19 protein-coding genes and 2 pseudogenes are annotated in these 26,139 nt (G+C 41.4%); 15 read left to right on the top strand and 6 right to left on the bottom strand.

Going from position 1 to position 26,139, the window contains the following annotated elements; all coding sequences use genetic code 11:
* Positions 1–321 precede the first annotated feature (321 nt).
* Positions 322–816: an SMI1/KNR4 family protein gene (locus ACUTVW_RS07815; RefSeq protein ID WP_445645247.1), complete on the top strand. Its 495-nt coding sequence runs from the start codon at positions 322–324 to the stop codon at positions 814–816.
* 204 nt (positions 817–1,020) lie between these two features.
* Positions 1,021–2,406: an erythromycin esterase family protein gene (locus tag ACUTVW_RS07810; protein ID WP_445645246.1), complete on the top strand. Its 1,386-nt coding sequence runs from the start codon at positions 1,021–1,023 to the stop codon at positions 2,404–2,406.
* A 181-nt stretch (positions 2,407–2,587) separates the two neighbouring features.
* Here ACUTVW_RS07810 and ACUTVW_RS07805 read toward each other — a convergent pair.
* A pseudogene (locus tag ACUTVW_RS07805) lies at positions 2,588–3,484 on the bottom strand (alpha/beta hydrolase fold domain-containing protein); the annotation flags it as partial.
* Between the two features lie 87 nt (positions 3,485–3,571).
* Here ACUTVW_RS07805 and ACUTVW_RS07800 point away from each other — a divergent pair.
* On the top strand, positions 3,572–4,480 hold the full coding sequence (locus ACUTVW_RS07800; protein ID WP_445645245.1) for a LysR family transcriptional regulator: 909 nt from the start codon (positions 3,572–3,574) through the stop codon (positions 4,478–4,480).
* Between the two features lie 260 nt (positions 4,481–4,740).
* On the opposite strand, the gene ACUTVW_RS07795 is transcribed toward ACUTVW_RS07800, so the two are convergent.
* Complete coding sequence (locus ACUTVW_RS07795; protein ID WP_445645244.1) at positions 4,741–5,292, bottom strand: TetR/AcrR family transcriptional regulator; 552 nt, start codon at positions 5,290–5,292, stop codon at positions 4,741–4,743.
* Between the two features lie 163 nt (positions 5,293–5,455).
* Between ACUTVW_RS07795 and ACUTVW_RS07790 the strand changes: the two genes are divergently transcribed.
* The 7 genes and pseudogenes from ACUTVW_RS07790 to ACUTVW_RS07760 all read left to right on the top strand — a co-directional run bounded on the left by ACUTVW_RS07790 (position 5,456) and on the right by ACUTVW_RS07760 (position 12,191).
* Complete coding sequence (locus ACUTVW_RS07790; RefSeq protein ID WP_445645243.1) at positions 5,456–6,382, top strand: ketopantoate reductase family protein; 927 nt, start codon at positions 5,456–5,458, stop codon at positions 6,380–6,382.
* A gap of 129 nt (positions 6,383–6,511) precedes the next feature.
* Positions 6,512–6,640: a DUF6254 family protein gene (locus ACUTVW_RS07785; RefSeq protein WP_445645242.1), complete on the top strand. Its 129-nt coding sequence runs from the start codon at positions 6,512–6,514 to the stop codon at positions 6,638–6,640.
* 520 nt (positions 6,641–7,160) lie between these two features.
* A complete protein-coding gene (locus ACUTVW_RS07780; protein ID WP_445645241.1) occupies positions 7,161–8,165 on the top strand; it encodes an ornithine cyclodeaminase family protein in 1,005 nt (334 codons plus the stop codon).
* Between the two features lie 13 nt (positions 8,166–8,178).
* Positions 8,179–9,141, top strand: coding sequence for a threonine ammonia-lyase (locus ACUTVW_RS07775; RefSeq protein WP_445645240.1), 963 nt, complete (start codon positions 8,179–8,181; stop codon positions 9,139–9,141).
* 226 nt (positions 9,142–9,367) lie between these two features.
* Positions 9,368–9,457 (top strand): annotated as a pseudogene (locus tag ACUTVW_RS07770) (SDR family NAD(P)-dependent oxidoreductase); the annotation flags it as partial.
* A gap of 378 nt (positions 9,458–9,835) precedes the next feature.
* Positions 9,836–10,582 carry an ABC transporter ATP-binding protein gene (locus ACUTVW_RS07765; protein ID WP_445645239.1) on the top strand — a complete coding sequence of 249 codons (747 nt, stop codon included), beginning with the start codon at positions 9,836–9,838 and terminating at the stop codon, positions 10,580–10,582.
* The gene (locus ACUTVW_RS07760) at positions 10,566–12,191 is read left to right on the top strand and encodes a hypothetical protein (protein WP_445645238.1); all 1,626 of its coding nucleotides are present in this window, start codon (positions 10,566–10,568) and stop codon (positions 12,189–12,191) included. The genes ACUTVW_RS07765 and ACUTVW_RS07760 overlap by 17 nt, the downstream gene beginning before the upstream one ends.
* 121 nt (positions 12,192–12,312) lie before the next feature.
* Here the strand turns inward: ACUTVW_RS07760 and ACUTVW_RS07755 are convergent, their stop codons facing one another.
* On the bottom strand, positions 12,313–13,134 hold the full coding sequence (locus ACUTVW_RS07755; protein ID WP_445645237.1) for a MerR family transcriptional regulator: 822 nt from the start codon (positions 13,132–13,134) through the stop codon (positions 12,313–12,315).
* A gap of 132 nt (positions 13,135–13,266) precedes the next feature.
* On the opposite strand from ACUTVW_RS07755, the gene ACUTVW_RS07750 reads away from it, so the two are divergent.
* Positions 13,267–14,775 carry an MFS transporter gene (locus ACUTVW_RS07750; protein ID WP_445645236.1) on the top strand — a complete coding sequence of 503 codons (1,509 nt, stop codon included), beginning with the start codon at positions 13,267–13,269 and terminating at the stop codon, positions 14,773–14,775.
* 138 nt (positions 14,776–14,913) lie between these two features.
* The gene (locus tag ACUTVW_RS07745; RefSeq protein WP_445645235.1) at positions 14,914–15,477 is read left to right on the top strand and encodes a GNAT family N-acetyltransferase; all 564 of its coding nucleotides are present in this window, start codon (positions 14,914–14,916) and stop codon (positions 15,475–15,477) included.
* Positions 15,478–15,572: 95 nt separating this feature from the next.
* Here ACUTVW_RS07745 and ACUTVW_RS07740 read toward each other — a convergent pair whose 3' ends face one another.
* Positions 15,573–16,472 carry an AraC family transcriptional regulator gene (locus ACUTVW_RS07740; RefSeq protein ID WP_445645234.1) on the bottom strand — a complete coding sequence of 300 codons (900 nt, stop codon included), beginning with the start codon at positions 16,470–16,472 and terminating at the stop codon, positions 15,573–15,575.
* A gap of 129 nt (positions 16,473–16,601) precedes the next feature.
* Here ACUTVW_RS07740 and ACUTVW_RS07735 point away from each other — a divergent pair, with 129 nt between their 5' ends.
* Positions 16,602–19,310 carry a glycosyl hydrolase family 95 catalytic domain-containing protein gene (locus ACUTVW_RS07735; RefSeq protein ID WP_445645233.1) on the top strand — a complete coding sequence of 903 codons (2,709 nt, stop codon included), beginning with the start codon at positions 16,602–16,604 and terminating at the stop codon, positions 19,308–19,310.
* Positions 19,311–19,506: 196 nt separating this feature from the next.
* Positions 19,507–19,668: a hypothetical protein gene (locus tag ACUTVW_RS07730; RefSeq protein WP_445645232.1), complete on the top strand. Its 162-nt coding sequence runs from the start codon at positions 19,507–19,509 to the stop codon at positions 19,666–19,668.
* Positions 19,669–20,018: 350 nt separating this feature from the next.
* Here ACUTVW_RS07730 and ACUTVW_RS07725 read toward each other — a convergent pair whose 3' ends face one another.
* Positions 20,019–21,575, bottom strand: a complete 1,557-nt coding sequence (locus ACUTVW_RS07725) for a glycine betaine uptake BCCT transporter (RefSeq protein WP_445645231.1) — start codon at positions 21,573–21,575, stop codon at positions 20,019–20,021.
* Positions 21,576–21,812: 237 nt separating this feature from the next.
* The gene (locus ACUTVW_RS07720; protein ID WP_445645230.1) at positions 21,813–23,576 is read right to left on the bottom strand and encodes a methyl-accepting chemotaxis protein; all 1,764 of its coding nucleotides are present in this window, start codon (positions 23,574–23,576) and stop codon (positions 21,813–21,815) included.
* A gap of 254 nt (positions 23,577–23,830) precedes the next feature.
* Between ACUTVW_RS07720 and ACUTVW_RS07715 the strand changes: the two genes are divergently transcribed.
* Positions 23,831–26,128, top strand: a complete 2,298-nt coding sequence (locus ACUTVW_RS07715; protein ID WP_445645229.1) for a PAS domain S-box protein — start codon at positions 23,831–23,833, stop codon at positions 26,126–26,128.
* Positions 26,129–26,139: the final 11 nt, after the last annotated feature.

Raw genomic sequence — 26,139 nt, 5'->3', positions numbered from 1 at the left:
TTGGGGAATATTCGCAGTAGATGCCTCTGCACACTTTCCTAACTTTTTTCCCATTGGCATGTACAGCACGAGGGAGGAGGCCGTGAAAGAAATCGACACTTTACCCCGAGATCACAATTATCAATTGCTGCGATTGCCGCTGAATCATAACTTTGCGTTTTACCACAAAAAAACGGGGAAGCTGACAGGAATGGATTCAATCCATCACGAACATTTCCATTTTAAGGATGAAGGTTGACTATAGCTCTTATTTTTCAGATGGACTAGACTATGCTCAAACGTTCTGGAGGAAAATATTGTAAGATAGGGGCGATGTACGTTATGAATAAAACGATTCTGGAATTTGTGACCTGGGCTGAGTCAAACGGATGGATTGTAACTCTTAAATCCGAACGTGACCTCCATCTGGATCCTCGTTTACTTAATAGATACACGGATATTCCCGCGGAGTATACAGCGTTTTTGCGTGTGGTCAACGAATGTATGACACCTAGCGAGCAGACGTGGTTCCTGTGTGAGGCTGACTATAACAATAGCTCTGATTCGGACTTTCACTGGAATGAATTTGAATTAATCAGCCTGGATGCAGCAGTGGACGATGAGGCGTGGCGATCAGAAGTTACGACATGGTGGGATAAGTATCTGCCGATTATGATGTCTGTTCGTGATGGATATTCTTTTTATGCCATTGATTTAAACAACGAGATTGGTTCTATAGTACGGGGAGAAGAACCTGAGTTTGAAGAGGTTAACAAAGTCGCAGACAATTTGCATCATTTTTTACGACAAATAATGTCCGATTCAATTAAACTTTAATAAGCAGTAACCCGTAGAAATACGTCCACAAGTTATACCACTTGTGTAAACATGGAAGAGCAGTCTTCTTTAAGAGAAGCTGCTTTTTTGAGTTTCCACTTTGTATCATTACCATTTTTAAACAAACCTTAAACATGACGTGGACTGGTTTTAAACAGAGAATGTTAAGCTGAACTTCATCACAGCAGAAGGAGTGTCAGCCTAATGAATCCATGGTACAAAAAGGTTTTATTATCCACAGCAGTAATCTGCAGCTTAAGTATGGTGTCTGTGAGTGCATCGGCGTATATGGCAGGTTCTTCTAAAGCGGGACAAGAGAGCTTTATTTCTCCTGATCTAATCTGGAAAGAACACGTTCGTACAAATGCCAAAACGATCACATCGGTCAAACCGGAAGAAGAGGATGCATACAATGATTTGAAGTTTCTGAAATCTGTTTTAGCAGATAAACAAATCGTTAGCTTGGGCGAAGCTTCGCATGGTGCATCTGAGTACAATTCGATGAAAGTGCGGTTAGTTCAATTCTTGCATGAGGAATTAGGATTTAACGTTATCGCATTCGAGTCTAATCTTTCGGATACAGCTACTGCGTATTCACAGGTACATCAGACGACGCCGGAACAATTGATGAAAAAATCTATTTTTGGTGTGTGGCAGGTTAAAGAAAACTTGCCTTTGTTTGAATACATTGCAGCGCAGAGCAAGACCGATCATCCATTGATTTTAACCGGATTTGACGCACAAGGCCCAAAGGAATCTTTCATTACTTTGATCAAAGATTGGTTCGCCCAAGTCGATCCAAGTAAAGCCAAAGGTTTTGTTCAAACGGAACAATGGTATTTGACAATGAACACGATTACCGACATGGAAGAATTCAACAAGCAGAAAAAGAAGATCAAAGAAAAATATCTAGCTCTTCAACAATTCGTAAGCGAAAATCAAGATGAATTACATCAAGCGCAGCCAAAACAATCCGAATTGGTACCCTTGATTGAACGTGTATTGCAAAACCGTTTGGATATGCTGGATAACTATCATCCACACATCATAAACATGTTTGCTGGAATTGACCCCGAGAAGCAGTTACAAATGGCGAGTTATGAACGTGATCGCGTTATGGCCGATAACCTGACTTGGCTTGCCAAAACGGTATATCCCAATGAAAAAATGATCGTATGGGGACATAACTATCACATTCGTAAACATAATTCTACGATGATCACAGAGCATAACGGTTATGATTTTGACGAGAATCCATATCCAACAATGGGGGAGCTTCTGCCTTATTCACTGAAACAAGCTAATTATGTAATCGGTTTATTTGCTTACCAAGGAAGCTCATCCAAAAATAATGGCGAAGAGGAACCGGTTCAATCTCATGACAAGGGTAGCCTGGAAGATATTCTAGGAACGGACATGGGTGCAGCCCGATTTATTAACATTAGAGACCAAGCATTAAGCCCAGCGACGGAATGGATGTTTACACCGCGCATAGCCAAAGCATGGGGCGTATTGGATGAAAAGATGATTCCTCGCGATCAATATGACGGAATCTTGTTGATTCGCGACATTCATCCTTCAACAAAGTAGAATTAGCAAAAAATCTAATGATACCTAAACGAACTGAGCGAACCGAGTATTTAGAGGAAGTACTCAGGAAGTTTAAAAAAGCCGCTCAATAGCGGCTTTTTTTAATTTTGGTTTAGATTAGACTTTTTTACAATGTCATTTTTCAAAATATCTTTTTGCTAAAAGTTATCGATACTTCTGCTTATTTTTGGATAATGTCTACAATCTGTTTAAGCGCCTTTTTCGCTTCAGGTATCGGAAATACGGGGAAGACATGATTCATTTTTGGATACTCAAAATAGTTTATGTCAACCGACTGACGGACAGCTTTTTCTCTGAATTTTCGAGCATCCGGAAGGAAAAGTTCATGTGTACCAATAAACAGGGAAATCTTACCCAGATTTTTAATTTCTCCATGAATCGGACTCACTAAATAATGTGAACGAGATGTTTCACCAGCGTATCTCTTTCCAGCTTCAACCAGCATGTCCCAATCCAACATGGGCTCTTTATCAATCATGGCAAGGACTTGCGGGCTATTTAGGGTGATATCCAGCCACGGAGAGAGTAGAATAATGTCCTTAGGCTGTGGCAATTCTTGCTCTAATAAATATTGTGCAAAGGCTAAAGAGAGACCACCTCCGGCAGAATCACCCATGATGACCATATTTTCAGGTTTCGCTATTTTTAATAGATACTGGTACACCTTAAGGACACTTTCTATTGCAGCCGTATATTGATTGTCTGGAGCTTTCGGGTAGATTGGCACAAAAACCGTGCAATTCAATTGCTCCGTTAAGTTGTGTAAGAAATGCCAGTGCCAAGTTAGTGGTTGCTCAACATATCCTCCGCCAGGCAAATACAACACAATTCGTTCGTCGGAACGAGAATTTGATTTTAGTATATACGTATCCAAAGGCAGGTTACCGTCTTTAGTGATATTGTACTTCTGTTTAAGTTTAGCAGGGACCTGATAGGATTCGCTATTGATCTGACTGCGTTTCTCCATAAATTCATTTACGTCCAGCTTTTTTTTCGTGATTCTCAGCAATACTTCTACAAGAAAACTTCGTATACTCCGCATTATATCGTCCTCCTGTAATGAGAATACTTGATTTTAAACATAAAAGATATTTAAATATAACTTAGTATCATAAATATATATTTAAGAATAAGAGGAATGAACATGAATATTTCACAGTTACAATATTTGATTTCCGCCGCACAATGGGGTTCATTTACGAAAGCTGCGAATGTACATCATCTTACCGTACCAACCATTAGTCAGTCGATCAAACAATTGGAAGATGAGCTGAATACTGTTATTTTCCACCGAACAAAAAAGGGTGTCTTTCTAACAGCAGAAGGGGAGCTGATTCTCCAGCATGCGGCAGCCGTTCTCAAAAATATTGAACAGATGCAAGGTGCATTACTTACTCTAAAAGAAGAATCCTTAGAGAGTATTACAATCTCCAGCATTCCGGGTTTTGTTCCTCAAGTGGTGCAGACGATGCTGGAACTGATGAAAACCTATCCGACACTTAGAGTTCAGATGATCGAAGGGGATACTCAGAAAGTAATGAAGGACGTTCAAGAGGGTCATGCAAATATGGGCTTGCTATCGTACCCTAAAAGCCAACGGAACACTTTATTTGATTGGGTCCCAATTGTTGAAGGTGACGCAGTATTGATCATGAACACCCGTTCACCTTTACGTTTTTTTAAAACGATATCGCCTGAAGACTTACATAATGAAGTATTTGTCCTATATAAAGATGAACAGATCGAAACTATCGCACACACATTAATGTGCACCAATCATACCAACCGTATCGCCTTGATCACTAATAATATGGATGCATTATGTCAAATGATTGTTTATGGGAATACCATAACGATTGCTCCCGATTTTATATTAAATGCGTTATCTTCGATCTATCTGGAACAATTAGTTACGGTTCCTTTGCAACAATTCAGCGCAGAGAAAGCCGTTCTAGGAAGAATCACACGAACAGATGAACCAATTTCTAAAATGGTGGGAGAATTTACAACCAAGCTGACAAATCTCGTGCAAAACACAAAAGGCTCATCGTAGGAGTGATCCAGCGCGAGCCTTTTATTATTGTTTTTGGTTTTTGTAAGAAACAAGTTTAATTTTAGCGGAGCTTATTCAATATGCCTTCAGTGTTCAATTGAAAGAATTTTGTTGAGAGTGTCTAGAAAAAGAGGGAGCTGAATCGTTTAACAACTTGTCTTATTCCAAAAGGACAAGTATTTTTCGCTCATTTAGAGGAAATTCGACCAGGGTGAAATTCCTCTTTTAAACGATGATCTGGGTAGCAATCAGCTAGGAATTCACCATAGTTCTAGCTTGGCTTGTAATATTTTATTCATCTGTTCAACCATCTCTTCTGGAGAATAAGGCATGGACTCAGCCACCCACCACTCAATCAAACCTGTAATGGAAATGGATAAAAATTGTACAAGCACATCTCTATGAATCTCTTTTTCCAGTTTCATCTCGTTCACTATCACGGTGATATTGCCCTTAATCATCTGTGTCATACGATGTCTAAATGTTGGAGTGCCTTTGCTCGTGATCAGCACGCGATAGATTGAAGCATTCTCTTTCAGATACGCAAATGCACCGATCAGTAGATCTCGTGACAGTTCAGCGCCAGACCCTTCCTCTGATAAACAGCTATTAACAAGCATCAGCAGGTACGTCTCCACGCTCTGTTCGAGTAGGTCATATTTATCAGTAAAATGTAAATAAACGGTTCCCCGGTTCACATTCGCCCGATCCGCGACACCTTGAATCGTAATCTTCTCGAAATCTTGTTCCCCAAGCAGCCCAATGAACGCTTGCATAATCATTTGCCTTGTTCGTACAATGCGTCGATCCATGATTTTACCTCCTTCTTGAACACATTCCTTATCTATTGTTCATTTCTCAACAGAAGCAAAAGAGATTAGCTATTGTTGTTATATCTGCTTCAATGATACTTTAATTGTAGTGCACAGCTGTTAGATATACAACAAATGTTGATTATTTAGGGAGGGGAAGAAATTGAATATTCTTATTTACGGAGCAGGTGTGCAAGGAAGTTATCTGGCGCATGTCTTGATACGTGGTGGTCATGACGTGACCATGTTAGCAAGAGGACAACGAGCGGAAGACTTGGAGGAGACGGGATTGGTCATCCGGCATTACCTTCAGCGCAAAACAACTACCGATCCGGTTCGTGTAACTCGGAAACTAGAGCAAGACGACACATATGACCTCATTTTTGTCATGATGAAATATTCGGACTTTGAGGCAGTACTGCCGATCCTCGCAGGCAATATCAGTTCCCATATCGTATTGGTTGGTAATAATATGGATACCTATGCTATGCAGGACTATTTAAGTAAAAATGGGCGGTCACCTAAAGAGATCGCTTTTGGATTCCAAGCTACCGCAGGGACACGTATGGACGGTCGAGTCATTTGCATTCGTGGCGGTCATGGAAAGATGGTTATCGGGAGCCTGGAAGGAAATATTCCGTTTCGTCCCTTGCTAGAGCAAGTTTTCGAGCGAACCAAGTACAAACTCAGCTATCATGATCAAATCGATGCATGGCTGAAAAACCATATGGTGCTGATAGTTCCCGCGAACATGGTCATACTATACCATGGTTTCGAGATGAGAAAGGTTGCACGTGATGACAAACGAATGCGTCAGTTCGTAGCGGCGATGGGCGAGGGCTTCCGTGTGCTTGATTCATCGGGGTATCCGTTGATCCCTGTGGGGCAGGCGTCGTGGATTACACGTTATCCAAACCTTATTCGCTGGGCATTGAAGCTGTTCTTCATGCTTCCGGTTAGCAGGTTGATTGATGGAACGGCAACGGAACTCGCTGCCTTGAATGAGGCCTTTGCTGAATGGAGGGCAAGGTCGGATGTGCCTACGCCAAACTGGGATGCATTGGAGACAGAGTGGCTAAATCAATCCTAATCCATCTCGCCACCCTCATAATGAAAGAATGAATATGCATTTTCATCCGTTTAATACGAATGAAAGCAACTTGTTAATGACATCCTACAGAAGTAGTATCATTCTCATTTCCTGAGGAGGAGATCTTGTATGGCTCGCCAGAAAAAAAGGCAGGAAGCTGCTTGGAAGTCTCGGAAGCAAGAACAGCACCCTCATGGTAAAATCAGATCGCTCAAAGAAATATCAAGCGAATATGAAGAGAAACATACTACGGAGTAAGAGCATGACTGTCGGCGTTATTTGCCGACAGTCATTTTAACATTTACATTAAAAAGTAGCTCCTGAGAACAGAGTCAGTGGCCTGATTATACGACCGTAATTGCGACAGATGATCCATAAAATGGCAAGCACTTTATCATGGACGGTACCTTGATAGAATATAAGTACACATGCCACGAGCATTGAAAAGCGTATACGTTTTACTTTGGGCGAGTGAAATCCACAAAAGATTCCATAGTTAAAGTTATGTAAACTATAACTCTAAAACGAGTACTTAGGCTGATATCCCCACAGGAATTTTGTTTAGTGCCGAGTGAAAAACAGCATTCCATGCAGCTGAGAGTTATCGTTGTATTCTACACAAAATTCAGCTAAAATAAAGCTACAAATTTGATATTATGCTTGTTTTTATCCCCGGGTAAAAACGATATAAAGCATTGAGTCTCAATCCCCACTAGGGCCTATGTATATAGGAGGGATGAGATTCAATGCTTTTTTGATGATGAAGGAGGTATAACTTATGCGATTTTTAAGTGATAACGATGTCAGACAAGGGTTGAATGTCCCCAAAGTCATCCATCTCGTTGAAACGGTATACAGAGCCAAAAGTGAAAATAACACCGAGAGTTGGCCAACGATCTTTTATGATTTTGATCCAGGCAAGGCAGATATGGACATCAAATCAGGATATCTGAAGGGCGAAAAGGTTTTTGGACATAAAACGATCACATGGTTTGCCGAGAATGAAGCGAAGCAGCTCCCCACGTTGACGGGGCTCATAAACGTATTTGATGCCGAAACAGGCAGACCCTTAGGAATAACCGAGGCATCCTTTATTACAGGCATACGTACAGGTGCTTCGGGAGCGATCGGAGCAAAATATCTAGCAAGACAGGATTCTGAAACTCTGCTTGTCGTAGGATCAGGAAATCAGGCGATCTTCCAAATAGCCTGTGTCTTGTGCGCGTTTCCAAACTTGAGTACGGTATGTGTTGCCGCCAGGGACCAAGAAAAGCTGAACTCTTTTGTAAACGCAATACCACACAGACTTCAATCTGAATTTGGTATGAACATAGAGAACGTTACATTTGAAGCAGCCGAATCACTGGAACAAGCAGTAAAAAACAGTGATATTATCATCACCGTAACCTCATCGAGAACCCCGATCATTAAGAAGGAGTGGGTCAAGGAAGGTACACACCTTTCTTGCATAGGTGCAGATATGGTAGGGAAACAGGAGATTGATTCCAACCTGATGTCACAAGCACGCCTCTATGTAGATGACCGGGAACACTGTATACAAGTGGGCGAGATTGAAATACCGCTAAAAGAAGGCAAGATTGCGGAAAACCATATATGCGGTGAGATCGGCGATTTAATTTTAGGGAAGATAGAGGGAAGAACCTCAAACGAACAAATCACTATATTTGATGCGACAGGTATGGCAATTCTGGATATATATGCAGCGAAAATGGCGTTACGGACTGCAGAGGACGGAAATTTAGGAATTAAAATTGACATCTAGGGGAGAAAAAGAAATGACTTTTAGCTATGAACATGTGGTACAAGCGTATGATCGAATCAAGCAACACCTCAAAAAAACACCACTTGAAGAATCGTTCTATCTAGGTGATCTGAACAGAAGATACTTTTTCAAACTGGAATCCTTCCAACGGGCAAAGAGTTTTAAAATCCGAGGCGCTTTAAACAAAATGATGACACTATCTGAGGAAGAAACGAAAAGAGGCGTTGCCGCCATCTCTTCAGGTAACCACGGTAGTGCTGTGAGCTACGCGGCTTCCATTCTCGGAATTCATCACGTCAAGGTGATCGTTCCAGAAACGGCAGCACAAAGCAAGATTGATAAAATGAACTATTTTGGGGCAGAAGCGATGAAGTTAGGCAAAGATTTTGACGAGGCTCATACACTCGGCATGAAGTACATTCATGAACATCATTTAACTTATATTGATCCATACTACGATGATCCTGAAATTTATGGTGGACAAGGGACGATAGGCATTGAAATTTTAGAACAAAACCAAGATATTGATACGATCGTCGTTCCGGTAGGGGGTGGGGGCCTGATTACAGGGATTGCGGTTGCTGCCAAATCGATCAAGCCGTCCATCCGAATAATTGGAGTACAAACCGAAGCTTGCCCGGCCATGATCAAATCTTACGAAGATCAAACCTTGTATGAACAGTATCCTAGCGAGGAATCCCTCTGCGATGCACTCCTTGGTGGGATTGGAAAACTGAGTTACGAGATGGCTAAAGATTATGTTGATGATTTTATTGCCGTGTCTGAGCATTCGATTGGCCAAGCCGTAAGTTTTCTGGCGAAAGAAGAAAAATACATTATTGAAGCAGGAAGCGCTACTGTGGTTGCCGCAATTATGGAACACAGAGAACGAATTGGAGGGCAAAATATCGCACTTGTGTTAAGCGGTGGCAACATTGATGGGAATGTACTCCTGAACATTTTGTCCAAATATTGACCTTTAAAAATCTGAAATGCAATTTCGAAGAGACCGCTATCATCCCTAGGCTGTGATATAACCTGTGCCTCCGCTTCGGCAAGTTTTGAGGAGCCAGCTCCCCGGACCGCTGTCTTGAAATAGGAAATTTATCACAAACTGAGTCATATCAAATGTTGGAGGTGCAGTATGGGGAGTTTCACTGCTCTCTTGTATAGCTGATTTCAGATACAGGAGGGAGTAAGTACTGCTTGAATTTGTATGCAGCCCTTATGCAACGCCATTTAAAGGTTCACCGATCCGTATGGACGGGGGAATGGTTCCAACAATTTACTAGTGAAGTTACATCCATAAGTGGTTTACATGGACAGGAACTAACAAGAGATTATAAAAACATCCTAGCGGACTATCATTCGATAGTTCGTTTACTTTAATTCGCGGATACAACAGGAATAATATAAATCAAGATCGAATACAAGATTAAGTAACTCTCTAATTTCCAATATTAGCTATTGGGGTACCATTAAGAAGATTTACCTTCTAAAGGGATGTTCATGGCTGTCCTTTTATGAAAATAATTTGAAGGGATTGATAAGTATGAAAACTAAACAATTAATCAATTTGTATACGTACGAGAAAGATGGCACGAATGGTTTGATTATTGGAGTCTTAGATTCACAAAAAAAGAAAAGCTGTGAAAGCGAGGAGCTAATTAATGAAATTAGTATTAAAGGATTTAAGGAAGAGTTTTGGTGAGAATAAGGTTTTAACCGATATAAATTTTTATTTGGAAAAGGGTAAGATTTATGGCCTTCTTGGACGAAATGGTGCCGGAAAAACAACATTATTTAATTGTTTGGGTGGAGAGATTCAAGCGGATAACGGCACGATGAAACTGGTGAGTGAATCTACATCACGTGATTTAGAGATGGATGATGTAGGTTACGTATATTCTCTGCCCATATTACCGGAATTTCTTACAGGATATGAGTTTGTACGTTTTTTTATTGAAGTTAATAGTGATGTGATCGAAGAGCAAGGAAAGGATATGGATCGTTTATTCGATATGATGCACATGTCACATGAAGACCGCCACAAGCTCATTAAACACTATTCACATGGAATGAAAAATAAAGTTCAAATGTTGTTATTTTTACTCATCAAACCTACAGTGATCCTGCTGGACGAACCGCTTACTTCCTTTGATGTTGTCGTTGCCAGCGAGATGAAACAGCTGTTGCGTGATATGAAAAAGGATCATATCCTCATTTTCTCCACTCATATTTTGCAATTGGCAACGGATCTGTGTGATGAGTTAATGATTTTAAATCATGGGAGTTTGACTTCGATCTCACCTGAAATTCTCACTCAACCCGACTTTGAAGAACAAATTATCAAGTTATTGCGAAATGAAAACGAACTTGGTATGGGGGAGGAGAATGCCGATGCAGAGAATCTTTAGTACGATTTCTCGCATGTGGCAGCTGCAGGTGATTACGTTAGTCAACCGTTTAATATATTTCATGCAAAGGTTACCGGTCGTAGGCATTTTAATTCGTGATCAAACGTATGCTGCTTTCCGGACGAAACGCATATTAGGTGCAGTAGCCGTAATTCTCATGTTTGGCGCGGGATTATTAGAAAGTTTACTCTACTTCTGGGGCATGCTCGCACTTCCCGTCTTATTATGGACGGAAGATCATTCTACGGATCGATTGGCGCTTCTTCTTCATATGTATTTTTGCATCAGTGGCCTAATGGGAGGCATAACTAGTGCAAAAGTGTTGGAATCCAACAAGATGAAATACACTGCGACCAGGCTGATGCGAATCGTTCCAACCCGATTTATGCGAGCTGTTCTGCTTCACCGCTATACAACTTTCATCTTATATCAAGGGATTTCATTTTCTTTGGTTTCCGTTTATTTCAACTTTTCAATCGTTCATGCTTTGCTGGTCGTGGGGATCATTACCTTATGGCGAGTGCTATGCGAATTATTTCATTTGGCAGTATTTCAACGGATGGGCATAGTCCTTGTACAGAAAACATGGGTTATGAGTTTAACGATGTTCATCGCACTGACTCTTGCTTACCTTCCCTTAACCCCATGGGGTATCCCTTTATTTGGGGCTCGGATACTGGATCAAGGATGGATTATGACATTGATAATGTTGTCAGGCGCTGTCGCTGGGTATGTTCTGTTAAAACATACGGATTATTCAGCCGCTGTGCGCGCAGTAACAAACTGTGCTGATCCATTGTTAAACACAGAAATCATGTTGGCTGATCTTCAACAACGAATGATCCAGTCCAAAGACAAGGATCAGAGCGAGATTTCATCCTCTATACCTTATGTCAGCGAGCAGAGTATCTCAAGCCCAAAGGGATACAAGCAAATTCACCAGCTATTCGTTACGAGGCATGTTCATCTCCTTCGGGCACCGTTTCGAAGACGTTTAATAGCTATTTTGATCATTGGTTTAGTATTCTCTTTATTGGCATTCATCTTCAATGATCACATCTCTCTGGATTACATTGCAAGATTCAGCCCTTTACTCATTCTGGTTATGCTAAACCTGACAGTAGGTAGTCAAATCTGCAAGGTTCTATTCTTCCATTGCGACAGGCCACTTATGCGCTATGCATTTTACCGCAAGCATTCGAAGATGCATTTCCTTCTAAGATTTAAAAGTTTACTAAGCATGAATCTACAATTGGGTTTGTTGTCCGCAGCTGTAATGAGCGTACCCATACTCATATTAACGGAGGGACGGAATTCAGGTTCACTCCTTGCGATCTGGATTTTGATTATTACGCTGGCCGTTTTCTTCTCATTACATCATCTGTTGTTGTACTATGTGTTTCAGCCTTACACAACGGAGTTGGAAACGAATAATCCTTTGTTTACAATTGCGAACAGTCTTACCTCATTAGGCATTGTTATAGGGATGTTTTTAGGACCTACACTTTGGGTATTATCTGCTGCTCTAATTGTATTGACTGTAGGTTATTTGTTCAGTGCTATACCCCTTGTCAGCAAATATGCTCCAAACCATTTTAGAGTAAAATGAAGGAGAGTATAGGTTCATCGATCTTCGTAAAACGATCTTCATTTAAACGCTAGAGTGCATCCTCCCTTTTGAAAAGAAGGGGGGATTTTGTTATTCATCCGGCTTTAAAATGAGGGAGAGATTAACGGGATACCTGCACAAATATTCGTATTTTATAGTCGTCTGGATTCTTTTCTGTCCAATAGGTGTGCAGTTCCAATGCATATACAGCTCCGCTTATATTCATTCCTTTACGTGCAATGAACTTTGTAATGACAGAATACGTTTGTGGCATGCTATCGTAGGACCCTTTGTGATCTATAACTGCATATAAACCTGCAGGTTTGATCAACATCTTTTCTTCAGGAATGGAGGTCTTTATTTGGTTAGCTATGTATTCAGGATAATAGTCCCGAGATTCAAATCGGTCTTTACTTATAATCGTCCAAATCGGAAATTCATGATCGATATAGTTTGTTTCACAATAGTCTCGATGTTCGGTTAATTTTTTGGCAAACTCCTTATCACCATCACCTACATCCAGTTGGGTAGTTATAAAATATTCCTCCAGGCATTCCAGAATCTTTGGTGAGTTTCGTAATTCTACTGTTGCTTCCTCAGTCATCTTGATGGCACTTGTCAGAATATTTTGCATTTGAGTAATTCTACGTTGTTCTCTTTCCAACTCCACCTGTTTTTCTTTTAACATATTTATTAATAGAGGCGTATTTTGCTTCTGAAGAAACACCTTGATTTCCTCTAGTGAACTCCCGGCTTTTTTGAGCACAATAATCAAATCAAGTACAAGACATTGTTGAACGGAATAATAACGGTAGCCTTTAGCATTGACAAATTCAGGTTTTAACAGTCCAATATCATCGTAATGAAAAAGGGTGTGTTTAGTCACTCCGCAAGTTTTAGCTAGTTCGCTGGTTGTGAAATATTCGTTTGATATTTTCGACATTTATCTATCCTCCATGCCTCTATAGCTATTTATTAGTTACGCTGAGATTGTTTGTTGACTATAGGGTTACCCTATACATTATAGTTCAATATGTTAAAAGTTTAAAATAAATCGTACGGAGGAAGATTACTTATGTCAACATTCAAACGCTGGATGATTTTAATCATTGTATCCAGTGCACTCTTACTCATCGTCATGGATATGACGATTCTTTACACGGCTATGCCAACGTTAACACATGAATTAGGTGCGACTGCTTCACAAAAATTATGGATTTTAAATGGTTACTCACTTGTTATGGCGGGTCTGCTTCCCGCAATGGGAACATTAGGAGACCGCCTTGGTTATAAACGGGTTTTCTTAATAGGTTTGATTATATTTTCAATAGCTTCACTTACTGCGGCTTTTGCTCCCAACCCCTATGTTTTGATAGCAGCAAGGGTACTTCTTGCTGTTGGAGCATCGATTATGATGCCTGCTACCATGGCAATCGTCAGAGTTACTTTTACAGATCCACGTGAGTTAGGCTTGGCTATTGGCATTTGGGGTGCTGTTGCCTCAGGAGGTGCAGGACTTGGACCTATTGTAGGCGGACTTCTTCTCGAGTATTTCTCGTGGGGATCTGTATTCTTAATTAATTTACCCATCGCAATACTAGCATTTGTACTAACCATATTGCTCGTTCCAAAACATGAAGGTGATAGAAGTAAAAAGTTTGACTTAACCAGTTCAATCCAAATTATGATTGCCTTGGTGACTCTAATTTATGCGATCAAGGAGTTTACTCGCCGCGAAGGTTCGGTAACTTTTGCAATAATTGGAGCTGCTGTCGGCATTGTGGCACTTGTTATCTTTATACGTCGTCAGAACAGAAGTTCTGATCCACTTATTGACCTTTCATTATTTAAGATACCTCTGTTTACCACAGGATTTATTACGGCATTGGTAGGTTTATTTGGTATGACGGGAATCCAATATATTGTGACGCAACGGCTTCAATTGGTAGAGGGTTTCAGTCCACTAATAGCTGGAGTGTACACATTAACGATCCCTTTTGCATCTGTCATTGCAGCCCCAGTGACCGGAATGCTCTTGAATCGCTTCAATGTTATTTATATCAAGAGTGCTGTACTATTCATTGCAGCAGCAGGGTTGGGAATCTATCTTGTACAATTTGATTCAGGCATTGCTGGGCAGATTCTTGGATTAGCACTTTTCGGTGCAGGCTTAGGTGGCGGGATGACGGTAGCATCTCATTCTATAATGAGCAGTGCTCCGTATGAAAAAGCAGGTATGGCTGCATCGATGGAAAGTGTGGGATATGAAGTTGGTGGAGCTACAGGAATAGCTATAATCGGAAGCCTATCAGGTCTTGTGTACACGTTAACCATGAAAATTTCAACAGGATTGAATGTTTCAGTAAAGGTGAAAGATAGTTTGGATGAAGCTTTAATCGTAGCAGAAGGGCTTCCTGCATCAGCCTCGGAAACATTGAAACAGGCCGCACGATTTGCATTTGATCAGTCCTTTTTCGCTGTTATTGTAGCCATTATTGTGTTATTCATAGTTGCTTCATTAAGTATGCTATGGATTGGATCACGATCAATAAATAAAGTAGAAGAACCGCGGCGCTTAGGATAAGCTGCGGGAGGAACAAACTCTGAATGTTGTTTATGAACATTATAAGCAAGTAAAAACCTGTATAGTATAATTAATAGAACTCGCTGTTGATCGACAACATGAGACAGGAATTGTGATAACCATCTGGAGGCGAATAAAGTGCTGGAGTTAGAGTTTACTACGATAAAGACGTGGGATGAAGCATTATGGACGAGGATGGAACCGATCTATCATGAGGCTTTTCCAAGCGGCGCCAAGACAAAAGTGATTCTGCGCAGTATGCTGGATCGGGGGATTGGTTATTTACACACGGGCGTGCATCATGGGGAAGTGGTTGCAATGGCTGTTACTGGACTCGGGGGAAAGGGTGAAGAACGCCTCCTGATCATCGACTATTTGGCGGTTGAACAGAAGTTGCGTGGGTCGGGTATAGGGACATGGATGCTGAAACAGCTTAGAGCTTGGGCAATAAGGGAACATGGGATCAAAGGTATGATTATCGAGGCGGAGTCCGGGACAACGGAGGCTCATCTGGAACGCATTCAGTTCTGGCAACGGAACGGGTTCGTTCTGACCTCCTATGTTCATCATTATAGAATGGTGCCTGAGCCGTATCAGGCAATGATGCTGCCACTCGATGGAAGCGCGCATGTGCCCGATGATGGTAAAGCACTATTTCGTTATATCAATGCTTTTCATAAGGTTGCTTACCGGAAGAGTTAGACCGCAATTATGGTAACTGCAGCATATCCGTCAAGGGACAAGAGCTTGTCCCGGTTACTTATGGCCTTCACGATTAAGCAAGATCTTGAGAGGTTTTATTTCAAGTCGTTTACACGATGCTCACTGCGATATTTGGAGGGAGACTGGTTGTAATATTTTTTAAACGAATGACTAAATCGTTCGGGTGTGGAGAAACCAGCAGCATTAGCTACATCTCGAATTGTTAAATCGGTCGTCAGTAGAAGCTGCGCTGCAGCCCCCATGCGCGCTTGCCATTTTTTATCCTGAAACGACATTCCGTATTGCTTCTGTACTGTCCTTTCTGTCTGCCTTGTACTTAATCCAATTTTGTCTGCAAGCTGTTTCAACGTTATAGATTGATAATTATACAAGAAAGTGTTCTCAATGATCACAAGTCTGCTGTCGTTTAGTGTTTTAACCGGTGCATTTAACACATTAGGACCTTGGTGATAGTGTCTGATGGATCGGGTCACAATCAGCTCAAGTATGTTTGTTGCCATTTGATGATAACCAATATGTTTAAGAGACACCTCCCGAGCAAGCATCTCAAATAAAGACATCATATTTTCCTGATCGGGTCCGATCCAAAAAGGAGTATTCAGTAGCCACTCGGATAGAAGCCCTTCCCTTGAAAGATCACGATGGTTCGGTTGAAGCTGGAGTGGCCCAAACACAACCTCGAAGAACACACAGTACTCGGCCATGGGATCGGTCTCATCTGGAATTTGCTCATGCTCGACCTCAGGACCAGTCACAAACAACGTGCCAGGTGTCAACGAATAATGCTGACCGTCAGCAATAAGAAGACCCTTTCCACTGGGAATATAATGTAGCTCATAGCTTCCATGACTGTGGCTGTGTTTGGGCATCGTTTGATGAAAATAACCGAATTTTACATAAAGTACGTTAAGGACAAGATGATCTAAATTTAACTTGATATCCATGTCCTCAATATCAATGGGGGGTAGATTCATGATTTATTCTCCTCTGTCATAATGCGACATCCTGAACGAAACTTGGTCAGTTCTTGAGATAACCTATTTTATCTCTCACCTCTATAATTATATCTATCCATGAATGATTAGGAAACGGGGGAGAAGAAGTTGGGAAAAAAGACATCACATCTATATCACAAAGGCAATCACGCTTTGCATTATACCGAATTACCTACTGTAAATCCGGGGCAGGCCTGGAGAGACGGCATGGTAAGCGGTAATGGAAGAAATGGCTATGTTACGTCAGGTTCACCGTATTCGGACAGCTTTATTTTTCAACATATGTGGTTTAACTTTCCTTCGGCAGACCCTAGAGAGATTCCGGAAGAACTTACTGGTCAATTACAGGAAGCCAGACAAAATGTATTTGAACAGAATGATCAGTGGAAAATCAAGCATGACAATGGTCAGACCCGCGTGAGGACGTTCTATTACAGTTATCATCCAGGTCATCAGCTGCGTCTGAACATGCTGAACAGAGGGCAAGTTTCGGACTATGAACGGTGGACGAACTATGAGACTGCTGAGACAGGCGTAAGATATCGTAATAACGACGGGCTGTGGGTGCGCACTTCATTTACATCCAGAATAGATGACGTGTCCATCACCAAGCTGGAGCATTCCGATTTTGGCCGAAAGATCAATATGGTGTTACAGCTTGATGATATTTCATATATGAGCGGAGCACATAACGGGGAGTCAGAGGTACGCGCGCTTCGATACAAGAAACTGGTGGATTCCGACGCTCATTATCTTGCTCAAGTGGCACATTATCCGTCTTATGCAGACAGTGAGTTGTCTCATGGAGGATATGCAGGGGTCACTCAAGTTATTGTTGTTAATGGTACGAAGGAACGGATTGTGCTGGAAAATACGGACGAGGAGATGAATGTAGGACTTGAACAGAACCCTGCAATTCAGATTAAGGATGCGGACGCTGTATACCTGATTACAACTTCGGGACGAACTCATGACATGGGGAGCATGGAGACTTTTGCTGACGGTTCAAACTATTCCCTTGTAAATGAGTTGTTACAGCATACCCAGTCTGTCGCGCAGAAGTATTGTCATGCAGAATGTGTATTTGACTATGATCAGGCTCTATCGTTACATGCCGAATGGCATTCCCATGAATTCAATGCTGTACGTTTTGCTCTGGATGGTGATGAGGAGCATAAAGAAGCGAATAATCTGAAGCTTATTGAGTTGCAGCAGGGATCCACAAACCGAATTAATCATGCCTTTATGGAACAGGTATATGGCCAGGGGCGATACGCTATGATCTGTTGCAGCGGAAGCAGTGCCCCTCGCTTATACGGGATGTGGACGGGTGAATGGAATCCGGGATGGAGAGGGATTTACACACTTGATGCCAATGTGAATCTGCAAGTTGCAGCGATGAATACGGGAAATTTAACACAAGCTCAGCTTGGATATATTACATTTTTCCTGAGAAATGCTCCGGATTTCGAAGCCAATGCCCGTATGGCCTACGGCATGAATGATGCGATTCAAGTAAGTGTTAACTCAGATGGAGACCGTGCCATGCATGTTGAATATGATAACGACTATCCTTTTGAATATTGGAATGCCGGAGCGAGCTGGTGTTTACTGCCTATTTTCGAATACTGGCAATGTTTCGGCAATCGTGATATTCCCATTGTAGAGGAGATAAACATCGACCTTCTGCAATCGCTGTTATCTGTCGATGACAACGGCTTATCCGATGAGGCATTGGTAAGTTTGAAGGAACGAGGTACGCTGAATCTGCTTCAGGATATTTTGCTGCCCCTGCTCACCAAGCAGGCAAACTTCTGGGAACAGATCTGCACACCAGAATATTTTACAGACGTTACAGGACGTTCATGTTATGAACCAGGCAAAAGCTCATTACTTCCCGGTGAGCATTATATGATTATTCCTACGTATTCTCCTGAAAATCATCCAATCGGTTATAACAGCACCCTCACTGCAAACGCTACGATGGACATCTCTGCAGCCCGAGATGGATTAAATATGGTTATTCAAGCAGAGGAGGCTTTGAAGCGCCCGGGATATGAGCAAGCCGTAGAAAAGTGGAAAAAGCTGATGGGTCAGTTACCTGCTTATCGTTACGATAAAGATGGTGCGCTGTGCGAGTGGGCGATGGCCGAATATATTGAAAACAACAATCATCGGCATTTGAGTCATTTATATGCTGCCTGGCCTGCTTATGAAACCCATAGTGACACTGAACTCGCGGCGGCTTCTGCCATAGCTCTGGCAAACAGAGACAAGTTTAACACTACAGACGCTACAGCAGGACATGGCTGGATGCATAAAGCACTCGTACATGCACGCTTGAAAAATGCGGATGGTGTCCTTCAATCACTCCTGCCAATGATGATCGAAGGTGGTTATTATGATTCTTTAATGACCGATCACGATACGAATCGCAGAAATCACTGTTATTGTACGGATACTGCTTTCGGTGTCGTGGGTGCGGTACAGGAAGCATTGCTCTTTTCCAACACGGGAGAGATTGAAGTCTTACCAGCGCTTGCTTCAGACTGGGTATCCGGCAGCATCGACGGACTAATGGCAAGAACGCAAGTGAAAGTAGACCATTTATCATGGATTCAATCCACGGGTATGACACATGTAGTGCTTTCTTCATTTAAACCAGATAACACCATTCGCCTGAGTTCGGGGTTGCCATGGACAACCGTTCTGGTTGATGGCGTGGAGACACAAGTGCACATGAATGGCAACCAGAAATATGTGCACTTAACACTGCAAGAAAATCAGGAGACTTCAATTGTTTTCAGTAGGGCTTAAGCGTGGACTAAGTGGAATATGGCTATATTCGAACATCAGCAAAAACCTTTTACAAATATTATCAGTAGGTTATAATACAATCACTGGATGCATTACCCAACAATAAAGTGAAATATTGTTATTCTTCAGTGAAGTCTGATTCATAACTCATTTAGGCTAACAGAACAATTTCATAAAAAATATGGGAGGTATCGTTATGGTCAAGAAGAAAATTTCTAAAGTCCTGACTGCAACTTTAATCGTTTCTATGCTAGCTACTGGTATAATTGTTTCAATCCAAGGTAAAACGGCATTAGAAGTAGCGAAAACAGCAGGGGATAAGAAGGTTGAAGTTATCAAAGGTATTGAAAACAACTGACGCGACATTCACCCAGAATCAAAGACTGCAACAGGATAGGAATTTTCAAAAAATAGTTAATGGATTAACCTCAGGATAGTAATCATCTGAGGTTTTTTCGTTAATGCAAATAATCTGCTTGAAAATCATTGAGGAAAGATGATTTAAAAAATGAATGAAAAAGAAAACAGCATTTGGATTTCTAATGAAGGAGGAATGATATGGACTACAATTCAGGTGAAAAAGCATGGTTTGATACGGTACGGCTTCGCAACTCTACCATCGCAGCGGGTCGCCGTCATACCGTTTACAAAAAAAGCACCCGCCTTTAAAAAAAAGCAGGTACCTTTTCTATAGAGATTCAATATACATTATCCTCCGATAATTTCTTTTTGCGAATGTTCTTGTTCCTCCAGCAGTTGTTTCAGCTTCTTACGCTGTTGTTTTTCCTTCTTTCGTCGCTCTTTGTCTTCAGCCTGCAAAGCCCTCAGTAGGGAGACGCACATACCAATAAGGACAACAGCGAACGGCAAAGCGGCCACAATGGAGGCTGTCTGGAGGCCATTCAAGCCTCCACTGATCAATAGTACAACAGCGATGGCAGACTGCATAATTCCCCAAGTCAGTTTCACTCGTGCACTCGGGTTCAAATTGCCATCTGAAGTCAGCATGCCCAGCACAAAGGTAGCAGAATCAGCCGACGTAATAAAGAAGATCATGATCAGAAGTGTGGCGATGGATGCTACGATCGTGCCCAAAGGCAACTGCTCCAGCATAAGGAATAGGGCAGTTGTCGTGTCTGCCTGGACAGCCTCCGCCAGATGGGCGCCATTGAACAATTCCATATAAATTCCTGTACCGCCAAAGACGGAGAACCAGATAAACCCGAAAAGGCTCGGGATAAGCAAGACGTAGATTACAAATTCCTTAATGGTTCTTCCTCTGGACACCCTAGCGATAAAAGTACCGACAAAGGGAGCCCACGCGATCCACCATGCCCAGTAAAATAATGTCCATGCTCCAATCCAGGTTTCTTTTGAGAATGGCGTCAATCTCAAACTCATATTAATAATATTCTGCATGTAACTACCCAAAGTTGTTGTAAACGTGTCAAATATAAAAGTAGTCGGTCCAGTCACCAATACAAAAAGCATTAATAACACAGCGATAACAAGGTTGGTGTTACTTAGAATTTTAATTCCTCTATCCAAACCGGAAGTTGCCGAGATTAAAAATAGTACGGTCACAACTGTGATAATGATAACTTGGACTATTGTCGAGTTAGGGATACCGAATAAATGATTCAGCCCGCCACCAATCTGCAGTGCACCCAAACCAAGTGAGGTCGCAACCCCGAAAATGGTAGAGATGACCGCCAGAATATCAATGGCCTTCCCAAGCCAACCCGCTGCAAGCCGCTCACCGATTAAAGGGATAAAGGTGGAACTAATCAATCCTTTGTATCCTTTCCGGAATTGGAAGTAAGCAAGGGCTAAACCAATGACGGTATAGATCGCCCACGGATGCAATCCCCAGTGGAAAAAGGAATAACGCATTGAAAGTCTTGCTGCCTGGCTTGTCCCGGCCTCTGCTCCTTCTGGCGCAGATAAATAGTGCGACAAAGGCTCAGCCACTCCCCAGAAAACCAGTCCAATGCCCATACCAGCGCTAAACAGCATGGACAGCCAAGAGATCGTAGAATATTCCGGTTCATCATCGTCATCTCCCAGCCTTATACCACCAAATCGGCTAAACGCCAGATAAAAAGCGAAGATCAGGAAGAACAGTGTTGCTAACAAATAAAACCACCCAAAATTCTGAATAGAGAAGTTGTAGGCAACGTTAGCTACATCCGCCAGTTGATCTGGAGCGACAGCACCCCATATGGCAAACAGTGCAACGATGATAATTGTGATTATAAATACCATGAAGTAAACCTCCGTTATGTAATCTTCATCCAACTTTTCCTTAGTATGTACTAATCTACCTTGTAATATTTCGGAAAGCCAGCTGTTGATTAAATAAAACAAACCGTCCAGTATTGAAACACCTGTCAGTTGAAATTTAGTTACAGAGAACCGTAACATAAACTATGGAGAAAAAAAAGAGTCAAAAACATAAAAAAAAGCCCGACACTTATTGAATCAAGCATCGGTCTTTACTTATTATTTATCCAAATCGTGGATTTCGATTTGAAATTGATCTGAATACGATTTGAGGTTGTCAGCAAGGAGGGTTAGCTCTCCGGAAATGTCTGATAGTTCATTGGCCGAACGTTGCTGCTCTACAGCACTGGCGGAAACTTCTTCGGACATGGCTGATGTTTCTTCGGTTGCGGAAGCAATGTAACTCAAATGCTGCTCCACCTCTTGGCGAATGGATTGCATATGGATTGTCCGATTTTCCAAACGTTGAGCAAGCTCATGCACTTCAGAGGATAAGTGGCTCACTTGTTTGAAACTTTGAAGACATTCAGCGATCTGTTCTTCCTGCTCCTTCGCAGCCAGTATATTTGAATCCAGATGTGTTCCCATATGGTGAATTTCTTGAACAAATGAACTTAGAATTTCATCAATCTCCTGGATCGAACGTTCGGATTCCTGAGCGAGATGTCCCATCTCATTAGCAACAACTCCAAAACCTTTACCTGCTTCACCCACACGGGCTGCTTCGATCGAAGCATTTAAAGATAAAATTTGAGTTTGTTTTAATATGTTGTGAATCTGTCCACTGATGGAAGAAGCAAGTTCCGAGCGTGTCGTCAGCGACTTGGAAATATTTTGTTGATCCTCGACAAGCTTGGCGTTCTCACGGCCCTTTTCCAGCAGAACTTCATGTTGGCGTGTAACTTGTATTTGCAATGCAGATAACTGATCAGAAGTACGGGTGAACTGTTCCACATAAGAACCTACTTCATTCATAATACTGCCTAAATTTTCAGAATGCTGGACAGAGCGTTCTGTCTCTTCAGCTTGTTTCATGGAGCCTATGGCGATTTCCTCGATTGCTCTGGAAAGCTCTTCAGACTGACGCTGATTTGTAAGAGACGTTTCGGCAATATTTTTCGAAGACTGCTGCAGTGTAGCCGAACCTTGTTGTATTCCCTTCATAATGTTCGTTAATTGCACAACCATAGTATTAATTAGGTTACTGATGTCCCCGAGTTGATCGTTTGTCATCCGAGTGGATACAACTTGGAGATTCCCGGAAGAGACCTGTCCTAGGCTAGACTTAATGTCAGATACTTGACGAAGAATCCCCCTTACGACAAGCAGCATAATGATGAACGATAAAATTAAAACCACTGCAAAAATCGGGATAACTTTACCATACGTATTATTCAACGTTATTGCAGAAACGCCTTCAACTTCTGCTGCAGACTGGTCCATACCCAAATAACCAATAATATTTCCTTGCGAATCTTTAATTGGTGTGAAAGAGGACATAAGCAGTCCCCAGACAGGATCTTCGACAAGCCCAGTAGTTACAACTTCACCGCTTGCCAAACGTTCTAGAGTTTGAGAGTTCAGCTCAAACGTAGTTCCGTAAGGACTGTATTCCGCATCTTCCCAATCCGCGCCATCCACGGTGTAGACCCATCCATTCGGTGTTTTATTATACATATAAACATAAAGGGCCCCCGATTGAAGGCGAGCCTTAACAAGCTGTTCTCTAAGTGTTTTGTATTCGGAGCTTTCCTCCGAACCTGAAGCGTATAACGAGTTGATTAACGCTGATTCCTTACCCATCTCAGAAGCGATGTTCACTGCAAGCTTCTGGTTGTTATGTTGCATTGTCATCAAGGATGAATTTTCACTGGAGTAGTTCGTTGCCCACAGAATCAGGCCGCCCATAGCCAGTAGTGGGACAAGGATGATCGAATATAGTTTTAATCTTAAATCCATTCTTTTGTTGCGCGTGTGTTTCACGTTATGTTCCCCCTCGGAAGTAAATAAAGCATATTTATATATGAACCTATAGTATTTTATCGTAAACTTGAGGAGTAGAATGTAGTCCAATGCTAAATTCAGTTTCATCTTGTCCGTTACTGGAAGTCAAATCGGATATATGATAAAGGCTACTATTTTAAAAACGTTTTATCTCGTTTTAATTTGATTTACAAAGAATAATGTTTTTGGGAAAATGATTCTAAATCATAAAATGAAGAAGGGGAGAGCTTTCAATGCAGGTTCAGAAGGTTAATCATCATGAATTCTTTGAGCAAATATATAACCAAATACCGATTGGAGTTGCTCTCATAGCTCCGACGGGAAATTGGCTGAAAGTGAATCCTGCTTTTTGCCATATGACCGGTTTCACTTGGGAAGAACTAATGGAGCTCCGTTGCCAGGATTTAACGCATTCGGAGGATTCCTCGAAATATAATATTGAAGAAGCTGGACTTTTTGATAACAAAGTAAAAGATGATATATATGAAAGGCGCTGTATTAAAAAGAATGGCGAAGAATTATGGTGTTCATTTCATGTAACTCCAGTCAGCGACGATGTAACGAATGAACTCCATTACTTTATTTGCTTTATTATAGATATCACTGATCGTATCCGATTTGAACGGAAACTTTCCCACAGGGAAGGCATTAGCGCAAATGCCGAACGCTTGGCGAAGATTGGAAGCTGGGAGTGGGCTATAGTTCATGATCACATCACCATTTCTGAACAGGTACTGGAAATCTTTGAACTTGACCGCACAAACCAATATTATTGCGCAAAAGATATCTATAAGGTAATGAGCACTGCTGATGTTGCATCTTTACGAGAAAAAATAAGAGATGCAGAACAAAGAGATCCATTTGTTTTTGAATTTAAATACGCTCGCTCCGAAGCTAGAGTAAAGTATATTCAATTACGTGGGTTAATTATTTATGACAAACATCAACAGCCCATAGAGTTAAAAGGTGTACTTCAGGATATTACCGAACAGAAACAGATCGAATTCAGGCTTCAAGAAACCATTGAACGTTACACCTCGCTCAAAAAGTATAATCATGATGCTATTATTTCATTTGACATGAGTGGAAACATTATTAACGCTAATCCTGCAGCCGTAAAGATGACAGGTTACGCAGTAAACGAAATGATTGGAAAAAGTATAGGAAGATTTATTGGAGCTAGTAATCTAGGCCTCATTTTGCGGAGTCACTATAGTTTGGCTGAGAAGAAAATGAACACTGTTTTGCACAAGGATGGCCGTGAAACGGAAGTGTTGGTAACGCTCGCTCCAATTATTATTAATAATGTCAATGTCGGCTACTATTTAATAGCCAAGGATATTACCGAACAGAAAAAGCTTCTCATTGCCAAAGAAACAGCTGAAAGGATGAATCAGGCGAAAAGCGATTTTCTGGCCATGATGAGCCATGAAATACGCACACCTATGAATGGTGTGATCGGAATGACAGATCTTCTTCTTGATACCCCGGGACTGACCCAGGAGCAAACAGAATATATTCAGATCATCCAAAAAAGCGGGGACTCCTTGCTTACTATTATCAATGATATCCTTGATTTTTCTAAGATCGAGTCAGGGAAAACCGATTTAGCGGTTGATCCTTTTGATCTTCAGGAAATCGTGACAGAAACGGTGCAAATCGTAAAACCTTTGATCCGTGAAAAGAAGTTAGACATTCATATTTGTTTAGATGAGACGCTTCCAATTCCGCTTTATGGTGATGCGTCTCGTTTAAAACAAGTACTTACTAATCTCATCGGTAATGCTGTGAAGTTTACGCTCGAAGGTAGCGTTGAAATTGAAGTACGGGTTAAAGAGCAATGTGAGGAGAACGTGTATCTCGAGTTTAAAGTCAAAGATACGGGAGTGGGGATTGCAGTAGAGAAAAGACAACAATTATTTGAGCCATTCTACCAGTTGGATAACTTTATGACCCGCAAAACGCAAGGAACGGGATTGGGACTGGCGATCAGCAAAAAATTGATAGAACTCATGCATGGAGATATATGGATTGAAGATTCAGATGATCCTGGTACAACGTTTATATTCACAGCCTGTTTTAAAATAAACAATGAGGACGTCAGCCAACGCTTAGAGCTCTCCCCAAAAAAGAACAGAGATACCTCTCTCCATATTCTGATTGCAGAGGATAATGAAATGAATCAACTTGTCCTCAGTAAAATGATTGAAAAAAAGGGACACTTCGTAGATCATGTCGTGGACGGAAAAGAAGCTTTAGAGGCTGTCAAGAGAAATGCATACGATATTGTATTTATGGATGTGCAGATGCCAGAATTAAATGGATTTGAAGTGACTCAAGCCATCAAAGAGAATTTATCTTCTGATGACTGTCCTTATATCGTTGCAGTGACTGCAAATGCTCTAACAGGGGATAGGGATCAATGCTTGAAGGCAGGAATGGATGAATACATTAGTAAACCCTTCAAAAGTGAATCTATTTATCAAGTGATGGAGACGTACTATAACAAAAAACAGATGAATCATTCGTAAATATTAAAGTT

The organism is Paenibacillus sp. TSA_86.1 (assembly GCF_052691815.1).
The sequence above is the reverse complement of the archived record's forward strand: the minus strand, read 5'-3'. Positions and strand labels throughout refer to the sequence as shown.

Bases quoted from the DNA above. Each gene is read 5' to 3' on its own strand.
- ACUTVW_RS07815 (WP_445645247.1), top strand. From the start codon at position 322: ATGAATAAAACGATTCTGGAATTTGTGACCTGGGCTGAGTCAAACGGA.
- ACUTVW_RS07810 (WP_445645246.1), top strand. From the start codon at position 1,021: ATGAATCCATGGTACAAAAAGGTTTTATTATCCACAGCAGTAATCTGC.
- ACUTVW_RS07800 (WP_445645245.1), top strand. From the start codon at position 3,572: ATGAATATTTCACAGTTACAATATTTGATTTCCGCCGCACAATGGGGT.
- ACUTVW_RS07795 (WP_445645244.1), bottom strand. From the start codon at position 5,292: ATGGATCGACGCATTGTACGAACAAGGCAAATGATTATGCAAGCGTTC.
- ACUTVW_RS07785 (WP_445645242.1), top strand. From the start codon at position 6,512: ATGGCTCGCCAGAAAAAAAGGCAGGAAGCTGCTTGGAAGTCTCGGAAG.
- ACUTVW_RS07780 (WP_445645241.1), top strand. From the start codon at position 7,161: ATGCGATTTTTAAGTGATAACGATGTCAGACAAGGGTTGAATGTCCCC.
- ACUTVW_RS07775 (WP_445645240.1), top strand. From the start codon at position 8,179: ATGACTTTTAGCTATGAACATGTGGTACAAGCGTATGATCGAATCAAG.
- ACUTVW_RS07765 (WP_445645239.1), top strand. From the start codon at position 9,836: ATGAAATTAGTATTAAAGGATTTAAGGAAGAGTTTTGGTGAGAATAAG.
- ACUTVW_RS07760 (WP_445645238.1), top strand. From the start codon at position 10,566: ATGCAGAGAATCTTTAGTACGATTTCTCGCATGTGGCAGCTGCAGGTG.
- ACUTVW_RS07755 (WP_445645237.1), bottom strand. From the start codon at position 13,134: ATGTCGAAAATATCAAACGAATATTTCACAACCAGCGAACTAGCTAAA.
- ACUTVW_RS07750 (WP_445645236.1), top strand. From the start codon at position 13,267: ATGTCAACATTCAAACGCTGGATGATTTTAATCATTGTATCCAGTGCA.
- ACUTVW_RS07740 (WP_445645234.1), bottom strand. From the start codon at position 16,472: ATGAATCTACCCCCCATTGATATTGAGGACATGGATATCAAGTTAAAT.
- ACUTVW_RS07730 (WP_445645232.1), top strand. From the start codon at position 19,507: ATGGTCAAGAAGAAAATTTCTAAAGTCCTGACTGCAACTTTAATCGTT.
- ACUTVW_RS07725 (WP_445645231.1), bottom strand. From the start codon at position 21,575: ATGGTATTTATAATCACAATTATCATCGTTGCACTGTTTGCCATATGG.
- ACUTVW_RS07715 (WP_445645229.1), top strand. From the start codon at position 23,831: ATGCAGGTTCAGAAGGTTAATCATCATGAATTCTTTGAGCAAATATAT.